This is a genomic window from Denitratimonas tolerans (assembly GCF_037203605.1).
GTDB classification, from domain to species: domain Bacteria; phylum Pseudomonadota; class Gammaproteobacteria; order Xanthomonadales; family Xanthomonadaceae; genus Denitratimonas; species Denitratimonas tolerans.
In genome coordinates this window covers 263,631-290,443 of the sequence record NZ_JBBDHC010000001.1, presented here as the reverse complement: position 1 = coordinate 290,443, position 26,813 = coordinate 263,631, and the positions used below count along the sequence as shown (strand labels likewise).

Genomic DNA, 26,813 nt, shown 5'->3' with positions numbered 1-26,813 from the left:
CCCCGAGCAGAAGCGCCGTGCGATGAGCTGGGCGCAACGGCTCAAGCGGGTCTTTTCCATCGACATCACCACCTGCGTCCACTGCGGCGGCGCGGTACGGATCGTCGCCAGCATCGAGGAACCCACCGCCATCCGCGCCATCCTCGCCCACTTCGTGAAGCAGGGCGCGCGGGAAGAAGCGCACTACAGGCCCGCAGCGCGCGCACCGCCAGTGCAAGCCGCGTGACGATCTGCCGGCTGCACAGCCGACGGCGAAACCGGAATCCGAGCCGATGCGGCCACGATCCGCAGGGCGGCGCTCGGCCCGCTGTCGGGAATCAGCGAAGCATGGCTGCTGACAACGCCGCTGCGTGGCCCCGCGATGCCGAAATCCCACTCACAGACGTCCGATCCGTGCCCAAAACGGGGCTTGCGCGACCGCCGCCTACCCAGCAGACTGCCCGAAAAGGGCGTTTGAACTTCCTATTCGCTGGGTCGATGTTTGATGTTATGGAGCAGCAACGATGTTACGCAGCAGGGTGACGGTGTTCGGCATTCTGAATCTCACCGAGGACTCCTTCTTCGATGAGAGCCGGCGGCTAGACCCCGCCGGCGCTGTCACCGCGGCGATCGAAATGCTGCGAGTCGGATCAGACGTCGTGGATGTCGGACCGGCCGCCAGCCATCCGGACGCGAGGCCTGTATCGCCGGCCGATGAGATCAGACGTATTGCGCCGCTCTTAGACGCCCTGTCCGATCAGATGCACCGTGTTTCAATCGACAGCTTCCAACCGGAAACCCAGCGCTATGCGCTCAAGCGCGGCGTGGGCTACCTGAACGATATCCAAGGATTTCCTGACCCTGCGCTCTATCCCGATATTGCTGAGGCGGACTGCAGGCTGGTGGTTATGCACTCAGCGCAGCGGGATGGCATCGCCACCCGCACCGGTCACCTTCGACCCGAAGACGCGCTCGACGAGATTGTGCGGTTCTTCGAGGCGCGGGTTTCCGCCTTGCGACGGAGCGGGGTCGCTGCCGACCGGCTCATCCTCGATCCGGGGATGGGATTTTTCTTGAGCCCCGCACCGGAAACATCGCTGCACGTGCTGTCGAACCTTCAAAAGCTGAAGTCGGCGTTGGGGCTTCCGCTATTGGTCTCGGTGTCGCGGAAATCCTTCTTGGGCGCCACCGTTGGCCTTCCTGTAAAGGATCTGGGTCCAGCGAGCCTTGCGGCGGAACTTCACGCGATCGGCAATGGCGCTGACTACGTCCGCACCCACGCGCCTGGAGATCTGCGAAGCGCAATCACCTTCTCGGAAACCCTCGCGAAATTTCGCAGTCGCGACGCCAGAGACCGAGGGTGGATCTGAAGCGCGGCATCGACCAGGCCGTCAAGGCCGCGGTCGCCGAGCTCAAGAACCTCTCCAAGCCCACCGCCGACGACAAGGCCATCGCCCAGGTCGGCACCATCTCCGCCAACTCCGATGAGTCGATCGGCACCATCATCGCCGATGCGATGAAGAAGGTCGGCAAGGAAGGCGTCATCACGGTCGAGGAAGGCTCGGGCCTGGACAACGAGCTGGACGTGGTCGAAGGCATGCAGTTCGACCGCGGCTATCTGAGCCCGTACTTCATCAACAACCAGCAGAGCCAGCAGGTCGAGCTGGACGATCCCTTCATCCTCATCCACGACAAGAAGATCTCCAACGTGCGCGATCTCCTGCCGGTGCTGGAAGGCGTCGCCAAGGCCGGCAAGCCGCTCCTGATCGTGGCCGAGGAAGTCGAGGGCGAGGCGCTGGCCACGCTCGTGGTCAACACCATCCGCGGCATCGTCAAGGTCTGCGCGGTCAAGGCACCGGGCTTCGGTGACCGCCGCAAGGCCATCCTGGAAGACATCGCGGTGCTGACCCACGGCACGGTGATCTCCGAGGAAGTGGGCCTGTCGCTGGAGAAGGCCACCATCAATGACCTCGGCCGCGCCAAGCGCATCGTGGTCACCAAGGAAAACAGCACCATCATCGACGGTGCCGGCGACGCCGAGCGCATCCAGGCGCGGATCAAGCAGATCAAGGCGCAGATCGAGGAAACCTCCTCCGACTACGATCGCGAGAAGCTGCAGGAGCGCGTGGCCAAGCTGGCCGGCGGCGTGGCCGTGATCAAGGTCGGCGCGGCGACGGAAGTGGAGATGAAGGAAAAGAAGGCGCGCGTCGAAGACGCCCTGCACGCGACCCGTGCGGCGGTGGAAGAAGGCGTGGTGCCGGGCGGCGGCGTGGCCCTGATCCGCGCCAAGTCGGCGGTGGCGAGCCTCAAGGGTGCCAACGAGGACCAGGACCACGGCATCCAGATCGCCCTGCGCGCGATGGAAGCCCCGCTGCGCGAGATCGTCGCCAACGCCGGCGAAGAGCCCAGCGTCATCCTCAACAAGGTCGCCGACGGCAAGGGCAACTTCGGCTACAACGCCGCCAACGGCCAGTACGGCGACATGGTCGAGTTCGGCATCCTGGACCCGACCAAGGTCACCCGCACCGCGCTGCAGAATGCGGCTTCCATCGCGGGCCTGATGATCACCACCGAAGCGATGGTGGCCGAGGCCCCGAAGAAGGACGAGCCGGCCATGCCGCCAGGCGGTGGCATGGGTGGCATGGGCGGCATGGATTTCTGATCCGGCTTTCCCGTACTTTCCGAAGCAACACGAAAAGCCCCGCAGCGAAGCGGGGCTTTTTTTCGTGCAAATTTTCTGTCACAGGAAATTGCACTTCAGGGTTGAATCCGCCAGGTTCCGGCGGTGCGCTACTGCGGCAGGGCGTCGATCAGCGCGATCATGCGTCGGCGCAGGTCGGCATCCGGCAGCGGTCCGAATCCCGCTGCGAGGTTGTCTTCGAGGTTGGCCAGCCGGCGGGTGGCCGGGGTGATGGCCGTGACCGCGGGATGGCTCGCGACGAACTTGAGGAAAAATTGCCCCCAGGTCTGCGCGCCGAATTCGGCGGCCCAGTCCGGCAGCGCATGGCCGGCCACGCGCGACCACAGCCGGGTGCGGCCGAACGGCGCGTATGCCAGCACCGCGATGCCGCGTTCCGCCGCCAGCGGCAGAAAGGTTTTTTCCGCCTCGCGGTCGTCGATCGCATAGTTGGTGCCGATGAAGTCCAGCGAGCGCTCGCGCATGGCCTGTTCGAGCGATTCGTACTGGGTGGCGAAGGTGGTCGTTGCGCCGATGTGGCGAATCCGGCCGTCCTGCCTGGCCTCACGCAGGATCGGCAGTTGCGTGTCCAGGTCGCCCATGTTGTGGACCTGCACCAGATCGATGGGCGATTTGCCGACGCGCTCGAAGGAGGCGTCGAGCTGGCGTCGCGCCGCTTCGGGATCGGCCCTGCCGCCGCGCGGGGCGACGTTGAGCTTGGTCGCCCAGAAGAGCCGGTTCGCGATGCCGAGCTCGCGCACCAGGCCGCCGGCCACCGCTTCGGCGGCACCGTACCCGGGCGCGGTGTCGAAAACGCGCCCGCCCGATTCGGCCAGGCGCTGCAGCACCGTGCGCAGCGCGTCGAAGTCCCCGCCGGCAGCGGCCTGCGCAAAGGTGGCCGAACTGCCCAGACCAATGATCGGCAGGCGCTCGCCGGTGGCGGGAATGGCGCGGGTCAGGGGATCGGCCCGCCCTGCCGCCAGCAGTCCGCCCGGCACCATCGCCAGCGCGCCCAGCGCGACGGCGGTGTCTGCGAGGAAGGTACGGCGTGTCGCCATGGTCCAATCTCCTGTCACGATCCTGCGACCGGCACGCCGGACAGCCTAGCCCAGCCGGTGCCGGGGCGCACTTCGCGCCCGCGCGCGGGGCCCGGCGCTTTCTCATGGCTGCGGCCGTGTCTATAATCCAAAAGTCCGGTCTTTTGCCGCCTGCCACAAGCCAGAGGGTGTCGCGTGAACAACGATTCCGAGTTCCTGAAGCGGTTTTCGATGGTGATCCTGTTCCTCATCGGTCTGGGGCTGTGCCTCATGACCCTGGGCTACTTCATCGGAAAGACCCAGCCGCGCGATGCCGATCCGACCGCGCAGGCGCGAACCCTTCAGCGCATCAAGCCGGTGGGTGCGGTGTACGCGGGTGCCTCGGGCGCGGCGGCAGCCGCGGCGGCGGCCGAGCAGGCCAAGGCGGCAGCGAGCGCCACGGCCGCCTACGACGGCACGCTCGATGGCGCGGTGATCTACGACAAGCTCTGCAGTGCCTGCCACGGCACCGGTGCGGGCGGCGCGCCCACGCTCGACCACGGCCACTGGGATGCACGCATCGCGCAGGGGATCGACACGCTGATCCGGCACTCGATCGACGGCTTTACCGGCAGCGCCGGCCTGATGCCCGCGCGCGGCGGCAATCCGGCCCTGTCGGATGCGCAGGCCGAGGCCGCGGTGCGCTGGATGATCGACAACCTGAAGTAAGCTTGGCGCATTCGCCCGGCAGCGCCGCCTTCGGGCGGCGTTGTCGTCTGTAGAGGAGTCGTCATGACGGGCCGGATGATCTGCGGGGTCTTGGTGGCCGTTGCGCTGGCGGGATGTGGTGCGGCGGTGTCGGACGGCTCCGAGACCGGGACGGCAACCGAATCCCTGCCCATCGGGCGGATTCAGGGTGCGGAAGCGATCAGCCCGTACCTCGACCAGCGGGTCGAGGTGCAGGGTGTGGTCACCGGCAACTTCGTGTCGGGCATGGACGGCTTCTTCATGCAGGATGCCGTCGGCGAGGACGACGGCGATCCGGCGACTTCGGACGGCATTTTCGTGGCCTGGCCGCGCGGCAGCACGCCCAAGGTGCGCCGCGGCGAGCGCGTCAGGGTCTCGGGCACGGTGGCGGAAGTCGCCGCCGGCGGTGGATCGCAGACCACGATCCAGGCCAGCGCGGTGGAAGTGCTCGGGCGCGGTGCGGCACCCGTCACCACGATCACCCAGGCCCCGGCGCGCACCGAAGACTGGGAACGGCTGGAAGGCATGTGGCTGCGCATCGACGTGCCGCTGACGGTGAGCGGCAACGACGGCTTGCTGCGCTACGGCGAACTGGTCACAAGCTTCGGCCCGCGCCTGTTCACCCCCACCGAGCGCCATGCGCCCGGCAGCGGTACCCAGACGGTGGACGCGGACAACGCGCGCCGTCGGCTGGTGCTCGACGACAATCGCAGCGTCGAATATCCCAGGAGCCTGTGGTACCTGCCCGAGCCGCTTTCGGCGCAGGCACCGCTGCGCAGCGGCAGCATCGTGCACGGTGCCGAGGGCATCCTGCAGCACGCCTGGGGCTGGCGTCTCCAGCTCACCGAAGCGCTCGAGCGCATCGAGCAGGCACCGCGCCCGCCCGCGCCGGAGCTGCCCGACGGCCTGCGCGTGGCGAGCTTCAACCTGTTCAACTGGTTCAACGGTGATGGGAAGGGGCACGGATTTCCCACCCCGCGCGGTGCCGCCGGCATCGGCGAGATGAACCGCCAGCGCGACAAGCTGGTCGCGGCGATCCTCGGCATCCGGCCGGACATCGCGGCGCTGATGGAGGTGGAAAACGACGGTTTCGGCCGCAGCAGCAGCCTGGCCCAGCTGGTGGCGGCGCTGAACGCGCAGTGGCCCGAGGGCGGCTATCGCCTGGTCGATGCCGGCCAGGGGCCGGGCATGGACGTGATCCGCGTGGCGATGATCTACCGCGAGGGCCGTGTCGCGCCGCTGGGCGCGGCCGCAGCAACCGTCGAAGGTGCCTTTTCCGAGCGCCATCGGGCACCGCTGGCGCAGGCCTTCGAGCTGCGCCAGGGCGGTGCGCGCCTGGTGGTGGTGGCCAACCACTTCAAATCAAAAGGGTGCACCGAGGCCGAGGCGGACGATGCCGACCAGCGCGACGGCCAGTCCTGCTGGAACGCCTCGCGCGTGGCCGCCGCGCGCGCGCTCGATGCCTGGCTCAAGGCCGATCCCACCGGCCAGGCGTCGCACGGCACCGTGATCCTGGGCGATCTCAACAGCTATGGGCGCGAGGATCCGGTTCGCGCGCTGATCGAGGCCGGCTGGCGCGATGTCTTCGATCCGGTAGGCGAGGCGCGCCCCTACAGCTTCAACTATCGCGGGTTCAGCGGCCGGCTCGACCACGCCCTGCTGTCCGCCGGCCTGCACGAGCGCCTGCGCGCGGCGGTGGAGTGGCACATCAATGCCGACGAATCGGAAGCCTTCGATTTCCAGACCCGCAACCGCGACAAGGCCTGGTACGCACCCGATCCGTACCGCTCTTCCGACCACGATCCGCTGGTGCTGGTGCTGGACATGGGGCGGTAGCCCGCGCGCCGTGTGATCGCCCCGGCGACCCCGGTATCATGCAAGCCTTTCCCTTTTCCGGATGGGTGTCGTGAACACGCCCCTCGAAGCCTTCCCCGACGCCGACGCTTCGCTGCACCTGCCCGGTCCGGCCGGCGTGCTGGAGGTGATCGTCGAACATCCCGAGCCGGAGTGCGCGCGGCGCGGCGTTGCCGTCGTCTGCCACCCGCATCCGCTGCACGGCGGCACCATGCACAACAAGGTGGTGACCATGGTCGCGCGCAGCCTGCGCGAGCTGGGCCTGACCACGGTGCGCTTCAACTTCCGCGGCGTTGGCGAGTCGGCGGGCGAGTACGACGAAGGGCGCGGAGAAACCCTGGATCTTCTGGCGGTGGCCGAATGGGTGGGCCGCACCCGTCCGGGCGATGCGCTCTGGCTGGCCGGCTTCTCCTTCGGCAGCTATGTCGCCCTTCTGGGCGCGCGCCACCTGCCGGTGAAGCAGATGATCTCGGTCGCGCCGCCCGTGGGCCGCTGGGATTTCTCCGCCGCCATCGCGCCGCCCTGCCCGTGGCTGGTGATCCAGGGCGAGGATGACGAGGTGGTCGAGCCGAAGGCGGTCTACGACTGGATCGAGGCGATGGAAGACCCGCCCGCGCTGGTGCGGATGCCCGAGGCCAGCCATTTCTTCCACCGCCGCATGATGGACCTGCGCGGCGTGGTGAAGAACGGCGTGCGCGCCAACCTGCCGCCCGCGGTCGCGTGAGCCCGCCGCTCGACCAGACCCCGATGCGGCCCAGCGCCGCCTACGAGGCCGGCGTGGCGGCGGGGCTGTGGCAGGCCGATCCGGTGCAGCGCGAGGTGCTGGGCGAGCTGGATCGCATCCACGACGAGCTTCGCGCGCGCGAGGAGGCCGGCACCCTGGCGAAACTGGCGCGCCGCCTGCGCCGCGAGACACCGGTGCGCGGCCTGTACCTGTGGGGCGGCGTCGGGCGCGGCAAGACCTTCCTGATGGACCTGTTCTACTCGCACCTGGGCGGCGTGCCCAAGCGGCGCGTCCACTACCACCGCTTCATGGGCGAAATCCACGCGCGCATCCGCGCCCTGGGCGAACACGCCGACCCGCTGGTGCAGGTGGCGGCCGACTGTGCGCGGGAGTTCCGCGTGCTGTGCCTGGACGAATTCTTCGTGCTCGACATCGGCGATGCGATGCTGCTGGCGCGCCTGCTCGATCAGCTTTTTTCGCGCGGCGTGACCGTCGTCACCACCTCCAACACCGCGCCGGAAAACCTCTACAAGGGCGGCCTGCAGCGCGCCAGATTCCTGCCCGCCATCATCGAACTCCAGGCCCACTGTCGGGTGTACGAGCTGCACAGCCCGCTCGATTACCGGCTGCGCGCGCTGACCCGCGCCAGCGTCTGGCAGACGCCGCCGGGCGATGCCGCCGAAGCCGCGCTTGCGGCGGTCTTTTCGCGGCTGGCGCGCCACGCCGCCGTCGACGAAGAGCGCGGCGCGCTGGAAGTGAACGGACGCCCGATCGCGGTGCGCGAGGTGGCCGACGGCGTGGTCTGGTTCGACTTCGCCGCGCTGTGCGACGGCCCGCGCGCGGTGGCCGACTACATCGACATCGCGCGCCGCTTCCACACCGTCATCGTTTCCGGCATCCCGACGTTCGACCGCAGCAGCGAAGACCCCGCCTACCGCTTCGTGCTGCTGGTCGACGAGCTCTACGATCGCGGCGTGGTGCTGGTGGCCTCGGCCGCCGCGGCACCTGCCGGGCTCTACGCCGGCCGCCGCGTCGCGCGCGAGTTCGAGCGCACCGTGAGCCGTCTGATCGAGATGCAGTCCGAGGAATATCTGGCGCAGCAGCACGCGCCGTAAGGCCACGCGCGACCGCCCAGCCTCGCCCGTGGCGGGGAGCCGGCGAATCTCGGTAAGATCGACCCTCCCCTTTCCCGGAGCAGTCATGGGCATCTTCGATTTCATCAAGGGCGAACTGATCGAGATCATCGAGTGGACCGATGACTCGCGCGACACGCTCTCCTATCGCTGGCCCGACGACGACAAGAACATCAAGAACGGCGCGCAGCTCATCGTGCGCGAATCGCAGATGGTGCAGTTCGTCGCCACCGGGCAGTTCGCAGACCTGTTCGGGCCGGGCAAGCACACGCTTTCCACCCAGAACATCCCGATCCTGTCGCGCATCTACGGCTGGAAGCACGGCTTCGAATCGCCGTTCAAGTGCGACGTCTACTATCTCAACACGCGCCTGTTCACCGGCAACAAGTGGGGCACCTCGAACCCGGTGATGATGCGCGACGCCGACTTCGGCGTGGTGCGCCTGCGCGCCTTCGGCACCTATGATTTCCGCATCGTCGATCCGCCGAAGTTCCTGAAGGAGGTCGCCGGCACCGACCAGAACTTCCGCCTCGACGAGTTCGCCGACACCATGCGCTCGCGCATCGTCAGCATCTTCTCCGAGGCGCTCGCCACCGCGAAGATCCCGGCGCTCGACGTCGCCCAGCGCTACTCGGAAATGGGCGAAGCGCTGCTGCCGATCATCAACCCCGCGGTGCGCGACAAGTACGGCCTGGAAATCACCGCCTTCGTCGTCGAGAACGTCTCGGTGCCGCCGGAGGTGGAAAAGGCCATCGATGCGCGCTCCTCCATGGGCGTGATCGGCAACCTCAACGAGTACGTGAAGTACCAGATGGGGGCCAGCATGGGGCAGGGCGGCGACAGCGCGGGCGCGGTTCCGGCGCAGATGGCGGTAGGTTTCGGCATCGCGCAGGAAATGATGAAGGGCATGACCGGCGGCGCGCAGCCACCCGCGGCACCGCAGGCACCGGTTGCCGCAGCGCCCGCCGCTGCGGGCGGGCTCGACGTGCTCACTCCCGAACAGGCCGCACAGGCGCTGGGTGTCTCGGTAGAGGACGTGATGGCCTCGATCGAATCCGGCGAGCTGAAGGCGCGCAAGATCGGCAACGCCACCCGCATCGCGAAAAGCGCGCTGGAGGCCTTCCTGCACGGCGAGTGATGGTCGGTTCGCCGCCGCATGCGGCGGCGGCGATCGGCGGGCCGACGGTTTTTCCGCCATCGGCCTCCGCTTCATCTTCGGCGCACACTTCCCTCCCCGTCGCCGCATGGCGAGATCAGGGCAACGCGGAAGGTGTCCTGCACGTTCCTGTTTCGTAAACGTCTCCCACCATCATCCGTCACTCCGCCCAAGGCCGGAGTGACGGATGACGGATCAGCCAGTGGTCCCGCCATGTCCGAATCCGCTCCCACCCGTGTCGCCATAGGCAAGCATCCGTGCCCGGAGTGCGGCGGTGATCTGGAGTGGAACGCCGCCCGGCAGGCGCTGGTGTGCCCCTACTGCGGCACCACCGCCCCGTGGTCGCCGGCGCAGGAGGATGGCGCCGGCGCGCAAATCCACGAGCGCGATCTGATCCAGGCGCTGGACGAGCCCAGGGCCGGGCGCGGCTGGGGCGCGGAGCGTTACGAGGTCAAGTGCCAGAGCTGCCACGCGATCTCGGTCTTCGTCGGCACGCGCGCGGCGCAGCGCTGCGAGTTCTGCGGTTCGCCGTCCATCGTGCCGCACGAGGATCAGGGCGATGCCATCACGCCCGAGAGCCTGCTGCCGTTCAAGGTCAGCGACGGGCAGGTGCGCGACGCCATCCGGCGCTGGTACAGCAGCCGCTGGTTCGCGCCCAACAAGCTCAAATCGCGCGCGCTCACCGACACCCTGCACGGCGTCTACCTGCCGTACTGGACCTTCGATGCGCACGTTTCCGCGACGTGGACCGCCGAGGCCGGGCATTACTACTACGTCACCGAAACCCATACGCAGAACGGCCAGCGGCAGACGCGCCAGGTGCGCAAGGTGCGCTGGGAGCCGGCGGCCGGCGGCCTGACGCACTTCTTCGACGACGAGCTGGTGCCCGGCACCGTGGGCGTGGGCGAAGGGCTGCTGGGCCAGATCGCGCCGTTTCCCACGACTTCAAACCTCGTCGCCTACGCGCCGGAGTTCGTGCGTGGCTGGACGGTGGAGCGCTACCAGCTCGACCTGCGCCGCGCCGCCGATCTCAACATGACGCAGATGGAGTCCAAGACCCGCGCGCTGTGCGCGGCGCAGGTGCCCGGCGACACCCAGCGCAACCTGCAGGTGCAAAGCCAGTACCGCGGGCGCACCTTCAAGCACATCCTGGTGCCGGTGTGGCTGGTCAACTACACCTACGGCTCGCGCACCTTCCAGATCGTGGCCAACGGCTACACCGGCAAGATCGCCGGCAGGCATCCTCTGAGCTGGATCAAGATCACCCTGGCGGTGCTCGCGGCGCTCGTGGTCCTGATCCTCGTGCTGGCCTACGGGCAGGGCCAGTAGCCCGGACGATTGCTCCGGCGCATCCGGCAGGCGGCTTTCAGAACGCCCGTTCGTTGTCCGGCCAATTGGTTTCATCCGAAACCAATTGGCCGTTTCTTGCCCTGGATCAAGGCGCGCGCGCGCGGCGCGCCTATCCTGCGCGCGCCGCGCGGTGCGCCGCATGTCCGATCAAATCCAGGGAGACGCAGCAATGAATCAGCCGGTTTCAAGGACCATGGGCCAGCAGTTCGGCCGCCGCTCGTGGGCCGAGCCGTGGAAGATCAAGATGGTGGAGCCGCTCACCGTCACCACGCGCGAAGAGCGCCAGAAGGCGCTGGAGGAGGCCGGCTACAACACCTTCCTGCTGCGCTCGGAAGACGTCTATATCGATCTGCTTACCGACAGCGGCACCTCGGCCATGAGCGACCGCCAGTGGGCGGGCATGATGCTGGGCGACGAAGCCTACGCCGGCAGCCGCAACTTCTACCACCTGGAGACGGCGATCCAGACCTACTACGGCTACAAGTATGTGGTGCCGACCCACCAGGGCCGCGGCGCGGAGAACCTGCTGAGCCAGGCGGCGATCCGTCTCGGCGACCACGTGCCGGGCAACATGTACTTCACCACGACCCGCTTCCATCAGGAGCATGCCGGGGCCACCTTCCACGACGTCATCATCGACGAGGCCCACGACACCGCATCCCTGCATCCGTTCAAGGGCAACATCGACCTCGACAAGCTGCAGCGTCTGATCGACCAGGTTGGAGCCGACAAGATTCCCTACGTCTGCTTGGCCGTGACGGTGAACATGGCCGGCGGCCAGCCGGTATCGATGGCCAACGCTCGCGCCGTGCGCGAGCTGACCGCCAGATACGGCATCAAGATCTACCTCGATGCCACCCGCGCGGTGGAGAACGCCCTCTTCATCCAGGAGCGCGAGGAAGGCTATTCCGACAAGTCCCTGGCCGAGATCCTGCGCGAGTTCTGCTCCTATTCCGACGGTGCCACCATGTCGGGCAAGAAGGATCATCTGGTCAACATCGGCGGCTGGCTGGCGACCAACGACCGGGAACTGTTCGAGGAAGCCCGCAACCTGGTGGTGGTCTACGAAGGCCTGCACACCTACGGCGGCATGGCCGGGCGCGATATGGAAGCCATGGCCATCGGCATCGAGGAATCGGTGAACGTGGACTACATGCGCTCGCGCATCGGCCAGGTGCGCTACCTGGGCGACCTGCTCGACCAGTGGGGCATTCCCTTCATGAAGCCGGTTGGCGGCCACGCCATCTTCCTGGATGCCCGGGCCTTCTATCCCCAGTTAGAACAGGATCAGTTCCCGGCCCAGACCCTGGCGGCCGAGCTGTACCTGGATTCGGGCATCCGCGCGATGGAGCGCGGCATCGTCTCGGCCGGCCGCGACCAGGTCACCGGCGACCATCACCGTCCGAAGCTGGAGCTGACGCGCCTGACCATCCCGCGCCGCGTCTATACGCAAGCGCACATGGATGTCGTGGCCGAGTCGCTCAAGGCGGTGTACGAGGCGCGCGAATCCACCCGCGGCCTGAGGATGGTGTACGAGCCCAAGTACCTGCGCTTCTTCCAGGCGCGCTTCGAGCGCCTGCCGGGCTGAGAATCCCGGAGTCGCCGCGCGCCCGGCTTGTCCGGGCGCGCGGTGAACTGCCGCCGGCGCGCCGCGCGCGTCCCCGCAACTGTGCGCTGCGCCACGCTTGCAGGCAGGAAATGTTCTTCGGCTGGTCCTATCATTCGCAAGTTCCGCACTGCAACAATCTGCGGCAGTGCATCATGCGCGGTGTCGCACCGCGGCCAGGCTTTCCTGAAGGAGATGGACGGATGATCGATCTGACCGGGCGTACAGCCATCGTGACCGGCGCCGGCGGCGGCCTGGGCCGCTCCCACGCGCTGCTGCTGGCCAGCCGCGGCGCGCGCGTCGTGGTGAACGACATGGGCGATTCCGCCAATGCGGTGGTCGATGAAATCCACGCGGCCGGCTGGCAGGCGCGCGCCGCGAAATGCTCGGTCACCGATGTCGACGCGGTGCAGGCGATGGTCGACGAGGTGCTCGCCGACTGGGGCCGGATCGACATCCTCGTCAACAACGCCGGCATCCTGCGCGACAAGAGCTTCGCCAAGATGGAGCTGGCCGACTTCCGCCTCGTCGTCGACGTGCACCTGATGGGGTCGGCCACCTGCACCAAGGCAGTCTGGAATGCCATGCGCGCGCAAAACTACGGCCGCATCGTGATGACCACCTCCTGCAGCGGCCTCTACGGCAACTTCGGCCAGGCCAACTACGCCGCCGCCAAGATGGGCCTGGTCGGCCTGATGCAGACCCTGGGCATCGAAGGCGAGAAGAACAATGTACGCGTCAACTGCCTGGCCCCGACCGGCGCCACCCGGATGATGGAAGGCATCCTGCCGGCGCATCAGCTCGCGCAGTTCAAGCCCGAGCTGGTCAGCCCCGCGGTGCTGGCCCTGGTCAGCGAAAACGCGCCCAACCGCGCCATCCTCAGCGCCGGTGCCGGCGGCTACGAGCTGGCCTATATCGCCCTGACCCAGGGCATCGCGCTGGGCGAAGCGGCCACCGCCGAGCAGATCCTCGCGCGCTGGGACGAACTGGCCGACCGCGGCGATGCCTTCGTTCCCGCCACCGGCTTCGACCAGGCCCGCCACGAGCTGCGCAAGGCCGGATTCCCGCTGGAAGCCTGAAGCGCGCCGTCGGCCACGTAGGGCCGACCTGCGGCGGTGCGCCACGCGCGGCGGCGCGCATGGCTACGGAGGCGGCTCGCAGGTCGGGGCTACGCCCCCGACACTGCCTGAACCTGTTCCACCGGAACCCGCACCGCGCCTTCCATCAGGATGCGCGCGCTGCGGCTCATCACCGCGCGGGTCACGGTCCACCGGCCGTCCACTTCCGCCGCGGAAGCTCCCACGCGCAGCGTGCCCGAGGGGTGCCCGAAGCGCACCGCATCGCGCGCGCCGCCGCCGGCGGCGAGGTTGACGAGGGTGCCCGGCACCGCCGCCGCCGTGGCGATGGCGACCGAGGCGGTGCCCATCATGGCGTGGTGCAGCTTGCCCATCGACACTGCGCGCACGTTGAGGTCGATGTCCGAGGCGGCGATTTTCCTGCCGCTGCTGGCGACATAGTCCTTCGCCGGTGCCACGAAGGCGACCTTGGGCGTGTGCTGGCGCGTGGCGGCTTCCTCGGACGTGCGGATGAGGCCCATGCGCAGCGCCCCCGCGACGCGGATCGCCTCCAGCTTCGCCAGCGCGGCGCGATCCTCGTTGATCGCAGGCTGCAGCTCGGTGCCGTCGAAACCGATGTCGGTCGCGTTCACGAACACCGTCGGAATGCCCGCGGTGATCAGCGTCGCGGGCAGCCGGCCGACGCCCGGCACGTCCAGCAGATCGACCAGGTTTCCCGTGGGGAACATCGCGCCGCCGGCTTCGCCCTCGTCGGCCGGATCGAGGAATTCCAGCACGATCTCGGCGGCGGGGAAGGTCACCCCGTCCAGCGCGAAATCGCCGCTTTCCTGCACCTGCCCGCCGCTGATCGGGACGTGCGCGACGATGGTCTTGCCGATGTTGGCCTGCCAGATCCGCACCTTGCAGGTGCCGTCCTGCGGAATCTTCGCCGCATCGACGTAGCCGGCGTGGATCGCGAACGCGCCCGCCGCGGTGGAGAGGTTGCCGCAGTTGCCCGACCAGTCCACGAAGTCCGCGTCGATGCTGACCTGGCCGTAGAGATAGTCGACGTCGTGCCCCGGCACGGTCGCGGGCGAGACGATCACGCACTTGCTGGTGGACGAGGTCGCGCCGCCCATGCCGTCGGTCTGCTTGCCGTAGGGATCGGGTGAGCCGATCACGCGCTGGAACAGCCGATCGCGCGCGCGCCCTGGCGTGCGGCAGGCTTCGGGCAGGTCTTCCAGCCGAAAGAACACGCCCTTGGACGTGCCGCCGCGCATGTAGGTGGCGGGAATGCGGAGCTGCGGGGCAGGACTCATGGAACGGCTCTCGGGAAGTGCGGGGCGCGTCATCTTGCCATCGCGCGGCGCGATGGGCGATGCGGTGCCGGCCGCGCCCTACAATGGCCCCATGCCGCGCGACCTGCCGTCTTCCCTTGCCGCCGAACTTTCCGCCCTGCTGGGGCCGGCCGGCTGGCGCACGGACGAAGCCGTGCGGCGCGCGCACGGCGAGGACGATTCGCGCCAGTGGGCGATGCCCGATGCGGTGGCGCTGCCGCAGGACGCGGCGCAGGTTGCCGCCATGGTGCGCGCGTGCCGGGCGCTGCGGGTGCCGATCGTGGCGCGCGGCGCGGGCACCGGAACGGCGGCGGGCGCGGTGCCGTTCGACGGCGGGGTCGTCGTGTCGTTCGCACGGATGGCGCGGATCGTTTCGATTTCGCCTGACGATCGCGTGGCGGTGGTGGAGCCGGGCGTCATCAACGGCGACCTGCAGCAGGCGCTGGCACCGCACGGACTGTTCTGGCCGCCCGATCCTTCCAGCTTCGAGCGCTGCACCGTGGGCGGCAACCTGGCGACCAATGCAGGCGGACCGCGCGCGGTCAAATACGGCGCCACGCGCGACAGCGTGCTGGGCCTGGTCGCGGTGACGGGCGCGGGTGAGATCGTGCGCTGCGGCGGGCCGTGGACCAAGAACTCCACCGGCTTCGACCTCACGCGCCTCATCGTGGGCAGCGAGGGCACGCTGGCGCTGATCGTGGAAGCCACCCTGCGCCTTGTTCCGCGGCCCGCGCAGCAGGCCACCCTGCGCGCCTTCTATCGGGATGCGGGTGCGGCGGCGGATGCCGTCTCGCGCCTGATGCGCCAGCCGCAGGGGCCGGCGATGCTGGAATTCATCGACGCGCGCGCGATCAACCTGTTGCGCCGCAATGGCAGCGACCTGCCCGAGGCCGGCGCGATGCTGATGATCGAAGCCGACGGCGATGAGGACACTCTGCCGCTCGCGCTGACGGCCCTGGGCGCGGCGGCCGAAGGCGACGGGCTGCTTTCGCTCGACGTGGCGCTCGACGGCCTCGCGCGCGACCGGCTCTGGGCCGCACGCCGCGCGCTCTCGCCCGCGCTGCGCTCCATCGCGCCGGGCAAGATCAACGAGGACGTGGTCGTTCCCGTCTCGCGCATCCCGACCCTGGTGGCCGGGGTGGAGGCGCTGGCGCAGCGGGCGCGGCTTCCCATCGTCAGCTTTGGCCACGCCGGCAACGGCAACCTGCACGTCAATATCCTCTATCACCCCGACGATGCCGACGAAAGCGCCCGCGCGCAGGCCGCGCTGCCGCAGCTCTTCGACCTCGTGCTGGCGCTGGGTGGCACGCTTTCGGGCGAACACGGCATTGGCACCGCCAAGCGCGACTACATGACCCGCGCCTTCGATGTGCCGACGCTGGCGGCCATGCGCGCGGTGAAGGCGGCGCTCGATCCCGACGGCATTCTCAATCCGGGCAAGGTGCTGCCGGCGGCGTGATCGACGGCGCGCGAGCGGGGTTTCGCGGCCGGGCCGGACCGGGGCTTGACTTTGCCCTGTTTGGTGCGATGATGAGAATCATTCGCATCAACAAGGTGCCGCCATGGCCAAGACCGCAAGCTTCGCCATCCTGCATTTCAGCGTTGCCCTCACGGTCGGCTGGCTGGTGACCGGCAGCTGGCTGATCGGCGGCACCATTGCCCTGGTCGAGCCGGCCTGCAACACCGTGGTGTTCCATCTCCACGAGAAGGTATGGAAGCGCATCGAGGCGCGCCGCCATGCGGTGGTGGCGTGAGCGTACGGTCGGGCATGCCCGTTTCGGCCACGCGCCGTAATCCGGCGCGGATTCGTTCCGGAGCGGCGCGCGACTCTACTTCTTCTTCGGTGCAATCAGGTCGGTGATGGTGCCTTCGTACATCTCCGCCGCCATCGCCACCGATTCGTTGAGGGTCGGGTGCGGGTGGATGGTGGCGGCGATGTCGGCGGCTTCGGCACCCATCTCGATGGCGAGCGCGATCTCGCCGATCAGCTCGCCGGCGTTGGGGCCGACGATGCCGCCGCCGATGACGCGCCGGGTTTCCTCGTCGAACAGGAGCTTGGTGGTACCTTCGGTGCGGCCGATGCCGATGGCCCGGCCCGATGCGGCCCAGGGGAACGTGCCCACGCCGACCTTGAGGCCCTTGGCGCGGGCCTCGGTTTCGGTGACGCCGACCCAGGCGATTTCCGGATCGGTGTAGGCCACCGAGGGAATCACGCGGGCAACCCACTCGCGCTTCTCGCCAGCCGCGACTTCGGCCGCGAGCTTGGCCTCGTGGCTGGCCTTGTGCGCCAGCATCGGGTTCCCGACGATGTCGCCGATGGCGAAGATGTGCGGCACGTTGGTGCGCATCTGCCGGTCCACCGCGATGAAGCCGCGCTCGGTCACCTCGACGCCGGCGGCTTCGGCATCGATCTTCGCGCCGTTCGGCGCGCGGCCGACGGCGACCAGCACGCGGTCGTAGTCGCCCGACTCCAGCGTCGACTTCCCGCCTTCGCTCGCGGCCTGGAAGCCGACGGTGACGGCCTTCTTCGTGACCTTGACGGTGGCTGCTCTGGTCTTGAGGTGGACAGCAACGCCCTGCGCCTTGAGGCGCGCGGCCAGCGGCTTGACCAGATCCCTGTCGGCACCCGGCATGAGCTGGTCCATGAACTCGACCACGGTCACTTCGCTTCCCAGCGCGCGGTACACCGTCGCCATTTCCAGACCGATGATGCCGCCGCCCACGACCAGCAGCCGCTTCGGAACGTCGGCCAGGGCGAGGGCATCGGTGGAATCCATGATGCGCGGGTCGTCCCAGGGGAACATCGGCAGCTTCACCGCCTGCGAGCCGGCCGCGATGATCGCCTGCGCGAAGCGCAGCAGCCGGGTGCTTCCGTCCGCGCCTGAAATCTCGATCTCGTTGGGCGAAACGAAGCGGCCGGTGCCCTGTTCCACGCGCACCTTGCGCTGTTTGGCCATGCCGGCCAGGCCGCGGGTGAGCTGGCCGACGACCTTTTCCTTGTAGCCGCGCAGCGCGTCCACGTCGATCTTCGGTGGCGCGAAGCTGATGCCCAGCTCGGCACCGTGTGCGGCGTGGTCGATCACGCTGGCGGCGTGCAGCAGCGCTTTGGAGGGAATGCAGCCGACGTTGAGGCAGACGCCGCCGAGCGTGGCGTAGCGTTCGATCAGCACCACGTCCATGCCGAGGTCGGCGGCGCGGAAGGCGGCGGTGTAGCCGCCTGGGCCGGCACCCAGCACCACCAGCGCGCACTCGATGTCGGCCGGCGCGCCGCCGCTTTTGCCGGCGGCAGCGGCGGGCTTGGGTGCGGGCGCGGAGGGTTCGGCGGGTGCGCGATGGGAAGGTGTTACCGGCGGCTTGGACGCCGGTGCGGCCGGCGGCGCGGCGGCGGCGGCGGTTTCCAGCACCGCGATCACCGCGCCTTCGGAAACCGTGTCACCCAGCTTCACCCGAAGCTCGACCACGGTGCCGGCCTCGGGCGAGGGCACTTCCATGGTGGCCTTGGCAGATTCCAGCGTGACCAGCCCCTGGTCCTTGCCGACGCTGTCGCCGGGGGCGACCAGCAGCTCGATCACCGGCACGCCGGCGTGGTCGCCAATGTCCGGGACTGCGATCTCGATGCGTGCCATGGGGCCTCCTGAAAATTAGCGTGTTTCGTGTGTGCGGGCGCGCGGCAGCGCGCCGCGCGCAGGGCAATGCCGATCAGAGCAGCAGGCGGCGGATGTCGGCGAGCTGGCTGGCCAGGAAACTGGTGAAGCGGGCGGCGGCGGCACCGTCGATCACGCGATGGTCGTAGGACAGCGACAGCGGCAGCATCAGCCGCGGCTTGAACTTTTCGCCATTCCACACCGGCTGCATCGCGGCCTTCGACACGCCCAGGATCGCCACTTCCGGCGCGTTGATGATGGGCGTGAAGCTGGTGCCACCGATGCCGCCGAGCGAGGAGATGGAAAAGCAGCCGCCGCTCATGTCGGCCGGGCCGAGCTTGCCGTCGCGCGCCTTCTTGCTGATCGCACCCAGCTCCGCCGCCAGCTGCAGGAAGCCCTTCTGGTCGCAGTCGCGCAGCACCGGCACCACCAGACCGTTGGGCGTGTCCACCGCGATGCCGATGTGGAAATACTTCTTGAGGACGAGGTTGTCGCCGTCGAGCGAGGCGTTGAACTGCGGGAACTGCTTGAGCGCGGACACCACCGCCTTGATCTGGAACACCAGCGGGGTGATGCGCAGATCCTTGTTCTCTTCACCCAGCTTCTTGCGGAATGCCTCCATCTCGGTGATGTCGGCCTGCTCGAACTGGGTCACGTGCGGGATCATTGCCCAGTTGCGCGCGAGGTTCGCGCCGGAAATCTTCTTGATGCGCGACAGCGGCTCGACCTCGACCTCGCCGAACTTCGCGAAATCCACCTTCGGCCAGGGCAGGAGGTTCAGGCCACCACCCGCGGGCGCGCCGCCGGCAGCGACGACACCGCCGGTCATCGCCGCCTTGACGAAATCCTGTACGTCCTGACGCAGGATGCGGCCATCTCGACCACGCCCCTGCACCTGCGCGAGGTCCACGCCCAGCTCGCGCGCGAACAGGCGCACCGCCGGGGTGGCGTAGGGCACCTTCGAGGGGAGCACGGCATCGGCGTCGAAGCTGACGGGCGGGCTGCGCGGCGCGGCGGTTTCCGCGGCCCGCTGCACGGCAGGAGCGGATGCCGCAGGCGCGGGAGCGGCGGGCGCTGGTGCAGTCGGCTCGGGTGCCGCCGCGGCGGCCGCCTTCGGTACCGCCGCGGGTGCCTCGTCGGCCGCTTCGATGATGGCCACCACCGCGCCTTCGGACACGCTGTCGCCCAGCTTGACCTTCACCTCCTTGACCACGCCGGCGAACGGCGAGGGCACTTCCATCGTGGCCTTGGCCGATTCCAGCGTGACCAGACCCTGATCCTTGCTCACGGTATCGCCAGGCGATACCAGCAGTTCGATCACCGGAACGTCCGAATGGTCCCCGATGTCGGGAACGCGTGCTTCTTTCAGGCTCATGTTCTTCCCTCGCGCAGCCAAGCATCCATTTTGATGCCAGTACGCCCGCGATGCCAATGTCACGACGGGAACCTTCCTCCGTCAGAGAGGATTCCAACCCCTGCCCGCCGCCGCTCGACCGTCCGGCGGCGGACGAAGTCTCCGGGAAGCCGGACGTCCGGACGGAGGCCGTGAGTGCCAAAGGCCTGATTTCACGGGGGTGGGAGCTTGGCATGGGGCTTGCTCATGCCGATATGGAATTGCACGAACCAAGGACACTGCCATGAACCACCTGACTCTCCGCCTCGCCATGCGTTTCGCCGTTCCGGTGATCGCCCTGGGGGCGCTGGCGATGACCGGACAGCCGATCCAGACCGTCGCACGGGGTGTGTCCAGTCCGATGATCCAGGTGACACCGTGCGATGCGCCGTCGGATGAGGCCGTGGTCTCGCAGGCGGACAGCCCGAATGAAAGCGAACGGCGCGAGCGCGTCGCGCTGCGCCTGCGCTGGTCGCTGACGCTTCCGGCGGCACCGCGCCTGCTGGGCACCGGCACTCCGCAGTGACCTGCATCGGCGGTTCGCACCATTCGGCGCGAGCCGGCGATGCAGGCGCGATCAGCCCGCGAAGCGCCGTTCGTTGGCGATGCGCGCCAGCTTGCTGGCCGGCTCGCGGGAAAGTTCGGCGTTGATCCAGCGCGCGGTGTCGCACAGGGCGTCGAGCTCCACGCCGGTGTTCATGCCCAGCCCGTGCAGCTGGTACACGAGATCCTCGCTGGCGAGATTGCCGCTGGCACCCTGCGCATAGGGGCAGCCGCCCAGGCCGGCGACCGAGGCATCCACCACGCGCACGCCGGCCTCGAGGCAGGCGTAGACGTTGGCGAGCGCCTGCCCGTAGGTATCGTGGAAGTGCACCGCAAGGCGCGCCATCGGCACTTCGGTGGCGCAGGCTTCCAGCATGGCGCGCGCCTTCTTCGCGGTGCCGACGCCGATGGTGTCGCCAAGCGATATTTCCGCACAGCCCATCGCATCGAGCGCCTTGACCACGCGCACCACGTCGTTGACCGGCACCCGGCCCTGGTAGGGGCAGCCCAGCACGGTGGAGATGTAGCCGCGTACCCACAGACCATCGGCCACCGCGCGTGCGACCACGGGAGCGAGGCGGCGCAGGGATTCGTCGATGTCGCAGTTGATGTTGCGCCGGTTGAAGGCGTCCGATGCCGCGGTGAACACCGCGATCTCGCGCACCCCGGCCGCCAGCGCGCGCTCCAGACCCTTCTCGTTGGGCACCAGCACCGGATAGAGCGCGCCGTCGCGCCGGGCGATGCCGCCCAGTACTGCGGCGGCATCGGCCATCTGCGGCACCCACCTGGGGCTGACGAAGCTGGTCGCTTCGACCACGGGAAAACCGCAGGCCGAGAGCCGGTCGATCAGGGCGATCTTGGTGGCCGTGGAAACCTCGGCGGCCTCGTTCTGCAGCCCGTCGCGCGGGCCGACCTCGACGATGCGGACGAAATCGCTCGCGCTCATGCCTGCGCCTCCATCGCGGTGAACTCCACCAGCGCCGCACCTTCCTCCACCTGGTCGCCCATCGCAACCAGGAAGCCGTCGAGGGTGCCGGCGGCGGGTGCGGTGAGGGTGTGTTCCATCTTCATCGCCTCCATCACCAGCAGCGGCGCGCCGGCGTCCACCGCGCCGGGGCGGGCGAGGAGCGCGATCACGCGGCCGGGCATCGGCGCGGTGAGGCCGCCGCCGTGGCCGGCGTCGGCTTCGCTTCCGGCAAGCGGGTCTTCCAGCGCGAGGGCGCAGGGTGGGCCGCCGTCGAACAGGTGCCAGGTGCCGCCGATGCAGCGAGCCGTGGCCTCGACGCGTTCGCCGTTGACGCGCAGCGCAAGGCGGGTGCCGTCGAAGACTCCGCTGATGCGGAACGTGTCGCCGTCCACCTCGAAGCGCCAGCCATCGCCTTCGCGGCGCGCAAGCGCTTCGCGCAGGCCGGTCTTGCCCTGCCAGCGCAGCGCGCGCGGGGCGTCATGCCCCAGCCGCCAGCCCCTGCGCGTGGCCCAGGGCGAGTGCGGATCGGTCGGAAGTACGCGCGGCTCTTCACCGGCGAGCAGGGCAAACCCCAGCAGCGCCACCTGGCGCGGTGCGGCCAGCGGCAGCGGGGCGAACAGCGCATCATGTTCGCGCTCGATCAGCCCGGTGTCGAGATCGGCGCGGGCGAAGGCACCTCCCGGCGCGACGAGGCGCTGCAGAAAGTGCGCGTTGGTGGAAAGCCCCGCCACGGCGGTATGGGCCAGCGCCGTTCGCAGGCGCGCCAGCGCTTCCTCGCGGTCGGCACCGTGCACGATCAGCTTGGCCAGCATCGGGTCGTACCAGGGCGTTATGGCGTCGCCTTCGTCCACGCCGGTGTCCACCCGCATGCCTTCGCCCGACGGCAGATCGAACAGGCGCGCGGTGCCGATGGAGGGCAGGAAGCCGCGCTCAGGGTCTTCGGCGTAGATGCGCGCCTCGATCGCGTGGCCGTGGATGCCGATGGCCGCCTGCGCAAGCGGCAGCGGTTCGCCGGCCGCCACGCGCAGCTGCCATTCGACCAGGTCCAACCCGGTGATCATCTCGGTCACCGGATGCTCGACCTGCAGGCGCGTGTTCATTTCCATGAAATAGAACTCGCCATCTTGCGAGGTGATGAATTCCACCGTGCCGGCACCGACGTAGCCGACTGCGCGCGCGGCATCGACGGCAGCCCGGCCCATCGCGGCGCGGCGTGCGGGCGTCATGCCCGGCGCGGGGGCCTCTTCCAGCACCTTCTGGAAGCGGCGCTGCACCGAGCAGTCGCGCTCGTTGAGGTGCACCACGCCGCCGTGCGCGTCTGCGAACACCTGCACTTCGATGTGGCGCGGGCGCAGCACGTACTTTTCCACCAGCACCCGGTCGCTGCCGAACGCCGCCGCCGCCTCGCGCCGGCAGGATTCGAGCGCGGCCGCGAAATCCTCGCTGCGATCCACCCGACGCATGCCCTTGCCGCCGCCGCCGGCGCTGGCCTTGATCAGCACCGGATAGCCGATGGCGTCAGCCTGCGCGTGCAGGAAATCCGCCTCCTGCCTGTCGCCGTGGTAGCCGGGCGTGAGCGGCACGCCGGCGGTCTGCATCAGCGCCTTGGCTGCGCTCTTGCTGCCCATGGCCTCGATGGCCTCGGCCGGCGGGCCGATGAAGACCACGCCGGCCTGCGCGCAGGCGCGCGCAAACGCCGCGTTCTCGGAAAGGAATCCGTAGCCCGGATGGATCGCCTGCGCACCGGTTTTTTTCGCGGCATCGAGGATCTTCTCCACCACCAGATAGCTCTCGCGCGCCGGTGCGGGGCCGATGGGCACGGTCACGTCGGCCAGCCGCACGTGGCGCGCCTTCGCATCCGCTTCGGAATACACCGCGACGGTGCGGATTCCGAGCCGGCGGCAGGTGGCGATCACGCGACAGGCGATCTCGCCGCGGTTGGCGATCAGGACAGTGTGGAAGGGTTTTCTGCTCATGCCCAGCTTGCCTTGCGCTTTTCAAGGAATGCCGCCAGCCCTTCGCGCGCCTCGTCGGTGGCGCGAATGCGGGCGATGGCGTCGGCGGTTGCGGCCACCAGCGCGGCATCGATGGGGCGATCGGACAACTCGGCGATGAAGCGCTTGGCGCGGGCCTGGGCCTGCGGGCCGCCGACCGCCAGTGAAGCGGTGATTTCCGCGATCTTCGGGTCGAGCGCGGCCGCGCCGACGACCTCATGCACCAGTCCGATCTGCAGCGCGCGGGTGGCGTCGATGCGCTCGGCGCTCTGGAAGTAGCGCCGGCACTGGCGTGCGCCGATGGCGCGCAGTACATACGGCCCGATGGTGGCCGGGATCAGGCCGAAGCGCACTTCCGATGTGGCGAACACTGCCGCCTCGCTCGCGACCGCGATGTCGCAGGCGCAGGCCAGGCCCATGCCGCCGCCCAGGGCCGCGCCGTGCACCCGCGCGATCGTGGGTTTCGGAAGTTCGGCCAGGGTGCGCAGCATCGTCGCCAGCGCGTTGGCGTCGGCCAGGTTCTGCTCGAAGCCGAAGCCGGCAGCGCGCCGCATCCAGTCGAGATCGCCACCGGCGGAAAAACTCTTGCCGCGCCCGGCCAGCACCACGACGCGCACGGTGGCGTCGTCGCCCAGCGCGCGCAGGCCCTCGGTGATCGCGGCGATCAGGTGCTCGTCGAAGGCGTTGTGCTTGTCGGGCCGGTTGAGCCAGAGCGTGGCAACGCTGCCGGCGCGTTCGATCTGGACCAGTTCATGGGTCATCGCACTACATCCTGAAAATGCCGAAGTCGGTTGATTCCAGCGGCGCGTTGAGCGCGGCCGAGAGGGCGAGGGCGAGCGTCTCGCGGGTTTTGGCCGGATCGATCACGCCATCGTCCCAGAGCCGCGCGCTGGCATAGAACGGGTGGCTCTGGTGCTCGAATTTCTCGCGGATCGGCGTCTTGAAGGCGTCTTCCTCGGCCTGCGGCCAGGCTCCGCCCTTGGCCTCGATGCCGTCGCGCCGCACCCGCGCCAGCACGCTCGCGGCCTGCTCGCCGCCCATCACGCCGATGCGCGCGTTGGGCCACATCCACAAAAAGCGCGGCGAATAGGCGCGCCCGCACATGCCGTAGTTGCCGGCACCGAAGCTGCCGCCGATCACCACGGTGAACTTGGGCACCTTCGCGCAAGCCACCGCCATCACCATCTTCGCGCCGTCGCGCGCGATGCCGCCGTTCTCGTATTTGCGCCCCACCATGAATCCGGTGATGTTCTGCAAGAACACCAGCGGGATGCCGCGTTTGGCGCACAGTTCGACGAAGTGCGCGCCCTTGAGCGCGGATTCGGAGAACAGGATGCCGTTGTTGGCGACGATCCCGACCGGGTAGCCGTGCAGGTGCGCAAAGCCGGTCACGAGCGTGGTGCCGTAGCGGGCCTTGAACTCGTCGAGGCGCGAGCCGTCGACGAGGCGCGCGATCACCTCGCGCACGTCGAAGGGCTTGCGGGTGTCGGCCGGGATCACGCCGTAAAGATCTTCTGCCGGATACAGCGGCGCCTCGGGCTCGCGCACGGCGAGTCGCCCGCGCTTTTCCCAGTTGAGGTTGGCGACGATGCGGCGCACCTGCGCCAGCGCGTGGCGGTCGTCCCGGGCGAAGTGGTCGGCCACGCCGGAAATGCGGGTATGCACGTCGGCACCGCCGAGATCTTCCGCGCTCACGTCCTCGCCCGTGGCGGCCTTCACCAGCGGCGGGCCGCCGAGGAAGATCGTGCCCTGCTCCTTCACGATGACGGTTTCATCGCTCATCGCCGGCACATAGGCGCCGCCGGCGGTGCACGAGCCCATCACGCAGGCGATCTGCGGGATGCCCTGCGCCGAAAGCGTGGCCTGGTTGTAGAAGATGCGGCCGAAGTGGTCGCGGTCGGGAAACACCTCGTCCTGCAGCGGCAGGAAGGCGCCGCCGGAATCGACCAGATACACGCAGGGCAGGCGGTTCTGTTCGGCGATTTCCTGCGCGCGCAGGTGCTTTTTCACCGTGATCGGATAGTAGGTGCCGCCCTTGACCGTGGCGTCGTTGGCCACGATCACGCATTCCACGCCCTCGATGCGGCCAATGCCGGCCACCAGCCCCGCGCAGGGTACGGCGTCCTCGTACAGCGCGTGGCCGGCGAGCGGGGCGATTTCCAGGAACGGCGAACCCGGGTCGAGCAGGGCGTCGATGCGATCGCGCACCAGCAGTTTGCCGCGCCCGACGTGGCGCGCACGCGCCTTTTCGCCGCCGCCCTGCGCGATCTTCGCCACCAGTTCGGCCAGCGCATCGGTCTGGGCGCGCATCGCCGCGGCGTTGGCGCGAAAGGTTTCGCTGCCCGCATTCAGCGCGGACGTGAGCGCCGTCATCGCGGGCCCTCCTGGAACAGCTCTCGGCCGATCAGCATGCGGCGGATCTCGCTGGTGCCTGCGCCGATTTCGTAGAGCTTGGCGTCGCGCCACAGGCGGCCGGCGGGGTAGTCGTTGATGTAGCCGTTGCCGCCCAGGATCTGGATGGTCTGGCCGGCCATCCAGGTGGCCTTCTCGGCGGCGTAGAGAATCGCACCGGCGGCGTCCTTGCGCGTGGTCTGGCCGCGGTCGCAGGCGCGGGCGACGGCATAGACATAGGCGCGGCAGGCGTTGAAGCCCACGTACATGTCGGCGAGCTTGCCCTGGATCAGCTGGAACTCGGCGATGGAGCGGCCGAACTGCTTGCGTTCGCGCGAATAGGGCAGGGCGACGTCCAGGCAGGCCGCCATGATCCCGAGCGGCCCGCCCGAAAGCACCAGGCGCTCGAAGTCCAGCCCCGACATCAGCACCCGCACGCCCTTGTTCACCTCGCCCAGCACGTTCTCCGCCGGCACCTCGCAATCCTGGAACACCAGTTCGCAGGTGTTGGAGCCGCGCATGCCGAGCTTGTCGAGCTTCTGCGCGGTGGAAAAACCCTTGAAGCCCTTCTCCACGAGGAAGGCGGTGATGCCCTTGGAGCCGGCCGCGACGTCGGTCTTGGCGTAGACCACGAGGGTGTCGGCGTCGGGGCCGTTGGTGATCCACATCTTGTTGCCGTTGAGCACGAACGCATCGCCGCGGCGCTCGGCGCGAAGGCGCATCGACACCACGTCCGACCCCGCGCCCGGCTCGCTCATGGCGAGCGCGCCGACGTGTTCGCCGGAAACAAGCTTCGGCAGGTACTTCGCCTTCTGCACGGGGCTGCCGTTCTTGCGCAGCTGGTTCACGCAGAGGTTGGAATGCGCGCCGTAGGACAGGCCGATCGAGGCCGAGGCGCGCGAGATTTCCTCCATCGCCACGACGTGGGCGAGGTAGCCCAGGTTGGTGCCGCCGTACTCCTCGTCCACCGTCAGGCCCAGCAGGCCCATGTCGCCCAGCTCGCGCCACAGCGCATTGGGGAACTGGTTGCTGCGGTCGGTTTCCTCGGCCAGCGGCGCGATGCGCGCCTGCGCGAAATCACGCACCGCCCCGCGCAGGGCGTCGATGGTTTCGCCAAGATCAAAGTCGAATGCAGTGTGCGACATCTGAATCCTCCCCGCGGCCGCCCGGCCGCCCGGATGTGTGGACAGGCGCCGCCTGTCCCGCGCCGCCCAATGAAATGAATCGTAATTCATTTTTTCGTGCGA

General features: G+C 68.7%; 21 protein-coding genes and 2 pseudogenes. 14 read left to right on the top strand and 9 right to left on the bottom strand.

Translation table 11 applies throughout. The annotated features are described in order from the left end of the window. The 3 genes and pseudogenes from WB794_RS01235 to groL all read left to right on the top strand — a co-directional run. Positions 1-226, top strand: a pseudogene (locus WB794_RS01235) (IS91 family transposase); the annotation flags it as partial. 277 nt (positions 227-503) lie between these two features. After that, positions 504-1,349, top strand: a complete 846-nt coding sequence (gene sul1, locus WB794_RS01230; RefSeq protein ID WP_337334009.1) for a sulfonamide-resistant dihydropteroate synthase Sul1 — start codon at positions 504-506, stop codon at positions 1,347-1,349. Beyond that, positions 1,340-2,641, top strand: a pseudogene (gene groL, locus WB794_RS01225) (chaperonin GroEL); the annotation flags it as partial. The gene sul1 and the pseudogene groL, both read left to right, overlap by 10 nt. A gap of 128 nt (positions 2,642-2,769) precedes the next feature. Here groL and WB794_RS01220 read toward each other — a convergent pair. Then, the gene (locus WB794_RS01220) at positions 2,770-3,714 is read right to left on the bottom strand and encodes an aldo/keto reductase (protein ID WP_337334008.1); all 945 of its coding nucleotides are present in this window, start codon (positions 3,712-3,714) and stop codon (positions 2,770-2,772) included. A gap of 210 nt (positions 3,715-3,924) precedes the next feature. Here WB794_RS01220 and WB794_RS01215 point away from each other — a divergent pair, with 210 nt between their 5' ends. From WB794_RS01215 to WB794_RS01180, 8 genes are all read left to right on the top strand, one after another. Next, positions 3,925-4,401, top strand: coding sequence for a c-type cytochrome (locus WB794_RS01215; RefSeq protein ID WP_337334028.1), 477 nt, complete (start codon positions 3,925-3,927; stop codon positions 4,399-4,401). A 63-nt stretch (positions 4,402-4,464) separates the two neighbouring features. Further along, on the top strand, positions 4,465-6,255 hold the full coding sequence (locus tag WB794_RS01210) for an ExeM/NucH family extracellular endonuclease (protein ID WP_337334007.1): 1,791 nt from the start codon (positions 4,465-4,467) through the stop codon (positions 6,253-6,255). 61 nt (positions 6,256-6,316) lie between these two features. Next, on the top strand, positions 6,317-6,997 hold the full coding sequence (locus WB794_RS01205; protein ID WP_415926623.1) for an alpha/beta hydrolase: 681 nt from the start codon (positions 6,317-6,319) through the stop codon (positions 6,995-6,997). Between the two features lie 23 nt (positions 6,998-7,020). Next, on the top strand, positions 7,021-8,112 hold the full coding sequence (gene zapE, locus WB794_RS01200) for a cell division protein ZapE (RefSeq protein ID WP_337334027.1): 1,092 nt from the start codon (positions 7,021-7,023) through the stop codon (positions 8,110-8,112). 85 nt (positions 8,113-8,197) lie between these two features. Further along, complete coding sequence (locus tag WB794_RS01195) at positions 8,198-9,268, top strand: SPFH domain-containing protein (protein ID WP_337334005.1); 1,071 nt, start codon at positions 8,198-8,200, stop codon at positions 9,266-9,268. Between the two features lie 231 nt (positions 9,269-9,499). After that, positions 9,500-10,615, top strand: a complete 1,116-nt coding sequence (locus WB794_RS01190) for a TFIIB-type zinc ribbon-containing protein (protein WP_337334004.1) — start codon at positions 9,500-9,502, stop codon at positions 10,613-10,615. Positions 10,616-10,805: 190 nt separating this feature from the next. Next, on the top strand, positions 10,806-12,224 hold the full coding sequence (locus WB794_RS01185) for a tyrosine phenol-lyase (protein ID WP_337334003.1): 1,419 nt from the start codon (positions 10,806-10,808) through the stop codon (positions 12,222-12,224). A gap of 221 nt (positions 12,225-12,445) precedes the next feature. Next, positions 12,446-13,321 (top strand): SDR family NAD(P)-dependent oxidoreductase, encoded by an 876-nt coding sequence (locus tag WB794_RS01180; protein WP_337334002.1) that lies wholly within the window; start codon positions 12,446-12,448, stop codon positions 13,319-13,321. 89 nt (positions 13,322-13,410) lie between these two features. Here the strand turns inward: WB794_RS01180 and prpF are convergent, their stop codons facing one another. Continuing rightward, positions 13,411-14,616, bottom strand: a complete 1,206-nt coding sequence (prpF, locus tag WB794_RS01175; RefSeq protein ID WP_337334001.1) for a 2-methylaconitate cis-trans isomerase PrpF — start codon at positions 14,614-14,616, stop codon at positions 13,411-13,413. A 91-nt stretch (positions 14,617-14,707) separates the two neighbouring features. On the opposite strand from prpF, the gene WB794_RS01170 reads away from it, so the two are divergent. Next, the gene (locus WB794_RS01170) at positions 14,708-16,093 is read left to right on the top strand and encodes an FAD-binding oxidoreductase (RefSeq protein WP_337334026.1); all 1,386 of its coding nucleotides are present in this window, start codon (positions 14,708-14,710) and stop codon (positions 16,091-16,093) included. A gap of 103 nt (positions 16,094-16,196) precedes the next feature. Next, positions 16,197-16,388, top strand: a complete 192-nt coding sequence (locus WB794_RS01165; protein WP_337334000.1) for a DUF2061 domain-containing protein — start codon at positions 16,197-16,199, stop codon at positions 16,386-16,388. Between the two features lie 75 nt (positions 16,389-16,463). Here WB794_RS01165 and lpdA read toward each other — a convergent pair whose 3' ends face one another. Next, positions 16,464-18,260: a dihydrolipoyl dehydrogenase gene (gene lpdA, locus WB794_RS01160; protein ID WP_337333999.1), complete on the bottom strand. Its 1,797-nt coding sequence runs from the start codon at positions 18,258-18,260 to the stop codon at positions 16,464-16,466. A 73-nt stretch (positions 18,261-18,333) separates the two neighbouring features. Beyond that, positions 18,334-19,653 carry a dihydrolipoyllysine-residue acetyltransferase gene (aceF, locus tag WB794_RS01155; RefSeq protein ID WP_337333998.1) on the bottom strand — a complete coding sequence of 440 codons (1,320 nt, stop codon included), beginning with the start codon at positions 19,651-19,653 and terminating at the stop codon, positions 18,334-18,336. Between the two features lie 262 nt (positions 19,654-19,915). Here aceF and WB794_RS01150 point away from each other — a divergent pair, with 262 nt between their 5' ends. Continuing rightward, on the top strand, positions 19,916-20,197 hold the full coding sequence (locus tag WB794_RS01150) for a hypothetical protein (RefSeq protein WP_337333997.1): 282 nt from the start codon (positions 19,916-19,918) through the stop codon (positions 20,195-20,197). Between the two features lie 51 nt (positions 20,198-20,248). On the opposite strand, the gene WB794_RS01145 is transcribed toward WB794_RS01150, so the two are convergent. From WB794_RS01145 to WB794_RS01125, 5 genes are read right to left on the bottom strand one after another with little or no spacing between them, the layout of a single operon-like run. Beyond that, positions 20,249-21,160 carry a hydroxymethylglutaryl-CoA lyase gene (locus tag WB794_RS01145; RefSeq protein WP_337333996.1) on the bottom strand — a complete coding sequence of 304 codons (912 nt, stop codon included), beginning with the start codon at positions 21,158-21,160 and terminating at the stop codon, positions 20,249-20,251. Continuing rightward, the gene (locus tag WB794_RS01140; RefSeq protein WP_337333995.1) at positions 21,157-23,157 is read right to left on the bottom strand and encodes an acetyl/propionyl/methylcrotonyl-CoA carboxylase subunit alpha; all 2,001 of its coding nucleotides are present in this window, start codon (positions 23,155-23,157) and stop codon (positions 21,157-21,159) included. Before WB794_RS01140 ends, WB794_RS01145 begins: the two co-directional genes overlap by 4 nt. Beyond that, positions 23,154-23,936 carry an enoyl-CoA hydratase/isomerase family protein gene (locus tag WB794_RS01135; RefSeq protein WP_337333994.1) on the bottom strand — a complete coding sequence of 261 codons (783 nt, stop codon included), beginning with the start codon at positions 23,934-23,936 and terminating at the stop codon, positions 23,154-23,156. The genes WB794_RS01140 and WB794_RS01135 overlap by 4 nt, the downstream gene beginning before the upstream one ends. Positions 23,937-23,940: 4 nt before the next feature. Then, entirely contained in the window at positions 23,941-25,548 is a 1,608-nt protein-coding gene (locus WB794_RS01130) for a carboxyl transferase domain-containing protein (RefSeq protein WP_337333993.1), read from the bottom strand. Further along, positions 25,545-26,711: an isovaleryl-CoA dehydrogenase gene (locus tag WB794_RS01125; protein WP_337333992.1), complete on the bottom strand. Its 1,167-nt coding sequence runs from the start codon at positions 26,709-26,711 to the stop codon at positions 25,545-25,547. The genes WB794_RS01130 and WB794_RS01125 overlap by 4 nt, the downstream gene beginning before the upstream one ends. Positions 26,712-26,813: the final 102 nt, after the last annotated feature.